Source organism: Streptomyces glaucescens (genome assembly GCF_002154375.1).
GTDB classification, from domain to species: domain Bacteria; phylum Actinomycetota; class Actinomycetes; order Streptomycetales; family Streptomycetaceae; genus Streptomyces; species Streptomyces glaucescens.
On record NZ_MUND01000289.1, the window covers coordinates 1 to 6,434 of the forward strand.

The following is a 6,434-nucleotide window of genomic DNA, read 5'->3' on the forward strand; positions in this document are numbered from 1 at the left end:
GGCCCGCGATGTCGAACCCAACCGTGGTCACCGCCAGCAGACGGTCATCCGCACCCAGAGCGAACCGGTCCCGCATCGACACCAGGAAGTTGACCAGCGGCCCCTGCGGGACCACCACACCCTTCGGACGGCCCGTCGAACCCGACGTGTAGATGACGTACGCCGAACGGCGCAGGTCGGAGCCCACGTTCAGGGAGTCCGTGCGGGCGTGGGCCGCGAGCGCGTCGCGCGCCGAGGAGGCGTCCAGCAGCAGGGAGGGCTGCTCGAACTCGGGCAGCTCGGCGAGCAGTTCCCGGGTGGTCAGCACAAGCGCCGGGTCGGCGTCCTCCAGCATGTACGCCAGCCGGTCCGCCGGGTACTCCGTGTCCAGCGGGAGATAAGCCGCCCCCGCCTTCCACACCGCCAGCAGCGCCACCACCAGATCCGCCGACCGCGGCAACGCCACCGCCACGAACCGCTCGGGCGTCACGCCGCGCTGGACCAGCAGCCGGGCCAGCCGCTCCGCGCACGCGTCCAGCTCCGCGTACGTCAGTGACACGTCACCGGCGACCAGCGCGAGCGCGTCCGGCGACTCGGCGACCCGCTCGGCGAACAGCTCCACCACCGAACGAGCCGGCATCTCGCACGCCGTGTCGTTCCACCCCGACACCACCAGGCCCGACTCCACCTCGTCGAGGAGGTCCATGGCACCGATGGGAGCGGTGGGCTCGACCACGGCCATGGTCAGGAGTCGCAGCAGACGCTCGACGAAACCGGCCGCCGTGTCCTGGTCGAAGAGGTCCGTGCTGTACTCCAGCACGCCGTCCAGGCCGCCCGCCCGCTCGGAGAAGCCGAAGGCCAGGTCGAACTTGGCGTGCGAGGTCTCGACCGAGTGCCGCTGCGCGGTGAGCCCGGGCAGCCCGTCGAGGGAGTCGAGAGCACCGCGGTAGTCGGTGTTGTTGAACGTCAGCAGCACCTGGAACAGCGGGTGCCGGGCCATCGAGCGCTCCGGGTTGACCGCCTCCACCAGCCGCTCGAACGGCAGGTCCTGGTGCGCGTAGGCCTCCAGGCTGGTCTCGCGGACCCGGTCCACCAGCTCGGTGAACGCCGGATTCCCGGCGGTGTCGGTGCGCAGCACCAGCGTGTTCAGGAACACGCCGACCAGGTCGCTCAGTGCCTCGTCGGTACGGCCCGCGATCGGCGTGCCGATCGGGATGTCCGTACCGCCGCCCAGCCGCGTCAGCAGCGCCGCGAGCGCGGCCTGTACCACCATGAAGGGACTCGCCTGGGTGTCCCTGGCCACGCGGTCGATGCCGGCGGCGACGTCCTCGGGCAGGCGGAACGTGATCCGGTCACCGCGGTAGGAGGCGGCCGACGGGCGCGGCCGGTCGTACGGCAGCTCCAGCTGGTCGGGCAGCCCCGCCAACGCCTCGGTCCAGTAGCCGAGCTGGCGGGAGATCTCGCTGCCCGGATCGTCCTCCGAGCCCAGCACCTCCCGCTGCCACAGGCTGTAGTCCGCGTACTGCACCCCCAGCGGCTCCCACACCGGCGCCCCGCCCGCCACACGCGCGGCATAGGCGGCCGTGAGATCCCGGGCCAGCGGCTCCCGCGACCACGCGTCACTCACGATGTGGTGCGTCAGGAGCAGCAGCACATGCCGCTCGTCCGCCAGGGCGAACAGCTCGGCGCGGAAGGGGATCTCCCGGGCCAGGTCGAAGGGCCGTGCCGCCGCGTCCGCGAGCGCCGCCGGCAGTCCCTCCTCGCCGACCTCGGCCACCGGCAGGACCACCTCGGCCTCACCCACCGGCAGCACGATCTGCCGGGCTCCCTCTCCGTCCTCCGCGAACACCGTGCGCAGGCTCTCGTGCCGCGCCACGACGTCCGCGAGCGCCAGCCGCAGCGCCTCCCGGTCCAGCGAACCGGACAGCCGCAGCGCGACCGGGGCGTTGTAGGTGGCGCTCGGCCCCTCGAACTGGTTCAGGAACCACAGCCGCCGCTGCGCGTAAGACAGCGGAATCCGCTCCGGCCGCGGCACGACCGGGGCGACCCCACGGCGGGCCTCACCGGCCACTGCCTCCAGCGCGCCGGCCAGGCCCGCGACCGTGGGCGTCTCGAACATCTGCCGGATCGGCAGCTCCGCCTCCAGGACGGTGCGGATGCGGCTGACCAGCTTCGTCGCCAGCAGCGAATGTCCGCCGAGGCGGAAGAAGTCGTCGTCGATCGAGACGGTGTCCAGGCCGAGGATCTCGGCGAAGAGACCGCAGAGGATCTCCTCGCGGTCCGTGCGCGGGCCACGGCCGGCCGGGGTGTCCATGCTGTAGTCGGGGGCGGGCAGGGCGCGGCGGTCCAGCTTGCCGTTCACCGTGAGCGGCAGCACGCCGAGGGCGACGAACGCCGACGGGACCATGTACTCCGGCAGCCGGGACGCGACGTACTCGCGCACCCCGTCGACCGAGCCGACGACATACGCCACCAGGCGCTGGTCACCGGGCTGGTCCTCGCGAACGACCACAGCGGCGCGGGCGACCTCCGGGTGACCGGCGATGACCGCCTGGATCTCCCCCAGCTCGATCCGGAAACCACGCAGCTTGACCTGATCATCGACCCGGCCCGCATAGACGAGCTGACCGTCACTGTTCCAACGGGCCATGTCACCCGTGCGATACATCCGCGCACCCGCAGGACCGAACGGATCGGCGGTGAAACGCTCCGCCGTCAGGTCCGCACGCTCGAAGTAACCACGAGCCAGGACCACACCACCGATGTACAACTCACCCGCGACACCCGGCGGCACCGGACGCAACCGCTCATCCAGCACATAGGCGCGGGTGTTCCAGAACGGCCGCCCGATCGGCACCGCACCTGAACCCACCCTCTGACCAGGCTCAATACGGAAGTCCGTGCAGTTGACGGTTGCCTCGGTCGGACCGTAGGCGTTGATGACCGTGACCTGCGGATGCTCCGCACGCCATGCCTCCAGCACCTCACCGACCAGCGCCTCACCACCGGTGATCAGCGTCCCCGACGGCGACACCCCCTCCGGCAACGCCTGCAACAACCCCAGATGCGACGGCGTGACCTTCATGAACGACGGCCGGCCCGCCTGGCCCGCCTGCTCGTCCAGCTCGGCCAGCACCACACGCCCACCAGAGACCAGCGGGCTGTACAAAGCGGTCACCGTCAGGTCGAACGCCACCGACGAATGCAGCAACGCCGTCCCCGCCGCGTCCCCGTACACCTCACGGGCCCGCTCCAGATACGCCCCCACCGACCGGTGCTCGACCACCACACCCTTCGGCCGCCCCGTCGAACCCGACGTGAAGATCACATACGCCGGATGCGACAACTCCAACCGCACCACCCGGTCCTCATCCGCGACCGGACCGTCCGAGCAGCCGGAGGCTTCCTCCAGCATCCCGGGGTCGTCGATCGTGATCAGCGGACGCGCGTCGCCAAGAATCTGGTCCACACGCTCCGCCGGATAGTCCACATCCACCGGCACATATGCGCCACCGGCCTTCACCACCCCAAGCAGCGCCACCACCAGCTCCACCGAGCGCGGCAGCTTGACTCCGACAAACGACTCGGCACGTACTCCGCGCGCGATCAGCCACCGCGCCACCCGGTTCGACCAGGCGTCCAGCTCCGCATACGTCAGCGACCGCTCACCGGCCACCACCGCCACCGCTTCAGGCGTGCGCGCGGCCTGTTCGCCGAACAGCACCGGCAACGACACGCCCCGCACATCACGCGTGGCCCCGTTCCAGTACTCCAGCAGCCGCTCCCGCTCACCCGGAGCGAGCACCTCCACCGCACCCACCCGCGCACCCGGATCCTCGGCGACGGCCACGAGGACGCGGACGAAGCGCTCGGCGATGCTCTGCGCGGTCTCGCGGTCGAACAGGTCGGTGCTGTACTGGAGGGATCCGCGCAGGCCGCTGTGGGCCTCGGCGAAGGAGAAGCCGAGGTCGAACTTGACGCGGTCGGTCTCGACGGGCTCGTGGCGGACGGTGAGGCCGGGGAGTTTGGCGATCTCGTCCAGCGCCTCGACGGGGCCGGCGTTGTTCAGGTTGAGCATGGTCTGGAAGAGGGGGTGCCGGGCGAGGGAACGCTCCGGGTTGACCGCCTCCACCAGCCGCTCGAACGGCAGGTCCTGGTGCGCGTACGCCTCCAGGTCCGCGACCCGTACACGCTCGATCAGCTCCGCGAACGTCGGGTCACCCGAGACGTCCGTGCGCAGCACCAGCGTGTTGACGAAGAAGCCCACCAGGTCGTCCAGGGCGTCATCCGTACGGCCCGCGATCGGCGTGCCCAGCGGGATGTCGGTGCCCGCACCCAGACGGGACAGCAGGCCGGCGAGCGCCGCCTGGAGCACCATGAACAGGCTCGCCCGGTGCTCGCGGGCCACGCGGGTGAGGCGGGCGTGGAGGTCCGGGGGCAGGTCGAAGGTGAGGGTGTCGCCGGCGTAGGTGGCCGTGGCCGGGCGCGGGCGGTCGTAGGGGAGCGACAGTTCCTCCGGGAGACCGGCCAGCGTCCGCTTCCAGTGGTCCAGCTGGCGGGTGATCTCGCCGGCCGGTCCGTCGTTCGGGCCGAACAGCTCGTGCTGCCAGAGGCTGTAGTCGGCGTACTGCACCGGCAGCGGCTCCCACACCGGTGCCTCGCCCGCGGCGCGGGCCGCGTAGGCCGTCGTCAGGTCGCGGGCCAGCGGGGCGCGGGACCAGGCGTCGGTGGCGACGTGGTGGGTGAGCAGCAGCAGGACGTGTTCGGCGGCGCCCAGTTCGAAGAGCCACACCCGCAGCGGGGCGTCCTTGGTCAGGTCGAAGGCGTGCCGGGCGGCCCGGGAGAGGGCGGCGTCCAGTCCGGCCTCGTCGGTGCGGACGACGGTGAGGTCGGCGGTGTCGGCGGGGTCGAGGACGGTCTGGTGGGGGCCCTCGGTGTCCTCGGCGAAGACGGTGCGCAGGCTCTCGTGGCGGGCCGCGAGGTCGGTGACGGCACGGCGCAGGGCGTCGTGGTCGAGGACGCCGGTGAGCCGGAGTGCCACGGGTGAGTTGTAGGCGGCGCTGGGGCCCTCGAACTGGTGGAGGAACCACAGGCGCTGCTGGGCGTAGGAGAGCGGGATCCGTTCGGGGCGCGGTACGGCGGCCGTGAGGGCTGGGCGGGCGTGGCCGTTGCCGGTGTCGAGGGCGCCGGAGAGGCCGGCCACGGTGGGGGTGTCGAAGAGCTGGCGGATGGCCAGTTCGGCGCCGAGGACGGAGCGGATGCGGCTGACCAGCTTGGTGGCGAGCAGGGAGTGCCCGCCGAGCTGGAAGAAGTCGTCGTCGATGGAGACCGACTCCAGGCCGAGCACGTCGGCGAACAGGCCGCACAGGATCTCTTCGCGGGGGGAGCGCGGGGCGCGTCCGCCGGTCTCGGCTCCGTACTCGGGGACGGGCAGGGCGCGGCGGTCGAGCTTGCCGTTCGGGGTGAGCGGCATGTCGTCGAGGACGACGAACGCCGACGGCACCATGTACTCGGGGAGCCGGGCGGTGGCGAGGGTGCGCAGGTCGTCGGCGGTGACGGTGCGGCCGCCGGTGGCGGCGTAGGCGACGAGGCGCTTGTCGCCGGGCTGGTCCTCGCGCAGCAGGACGGCGGCCTGGGTGACGTGGTCGTGGGCGGCGAGGACGGCCTCGATCTCGCCGAGTTCGATGCGGTAGCCGCGCAGTTTGACCTGGCCGTCGCCGCGGCCGACGAACTCCAGCAGCCCGTCGTGGTTCCTGCGCAGCACGTCTCCGGTCCGGTACATGCGGGAGCCGGGCGGGCCGTACGGGTCGGCGACGAAACGCTCGGCGGTGAGGCCGGCGCGGTGCCAGTAGCCGCGGGCGAGGCCGGTTCCGGCGATGTAGGCCTCGCCGGGGACGCCGGCGGGGACGGGGCGCAGGGCGCTGTCGAGGATGTGGACCCGGGTGTTCCAGAAGGGGCGGCCGACGGGGACCGGGCCGGTCGGTGAGGGGGTGCCGGCGGGGATCAGGTGCTGGACGCTGTTGACGGTGGCCTCGGTGGCTCCGTACACGTTCAGCACGTCGGCGTCGGGGTGGCGGGCGCGCCACCGGTCGATGACCTCGCCGAGGAGGAGTTCACCGCCGAGCATGATCAGCCGGTTCGGGGAGGCGTCGGCGGGCAGCGCCTCCAGGAGGGCGAGGACGCTGGGGGTGCCCTTGAGGAAGCTGGGGGCGGGCCCGTCGGCGGCGCTCTCGTCGAGATCGGTGACGCGGACCAGGCCGCCGGAGACGAGGGTGGTGTAGAGGGCGGTGACGGTGAGGTCGAAGGAGATCGGCGAGTGCAGCAGTGAGGTGCCCGTCATGGCCGGGTAGGCGTGGCGGGCCCACTGGAGGTAGGCGGCGAGGGAGCGGTGCTCGATGACGACGCCCTTGGGCCGGCCCGTGGAGCCGGAGGTGTAGATCACGTACGCCGGGTGG

General features: G+C 71.9%; 1 protein-coding gene. It reads right to left on the bottom strand.

Features of this window, described 5'->3' with window-relative positions; translation table 11 throughout:
• On the bottom strand, positions 1-6,434 hold a 6,434-nt coding region (locus CCN42_RS19745; RefSeq protein WP_143661957.1), incomplete at both ends, for an amino acid adenylation domain-containing protein.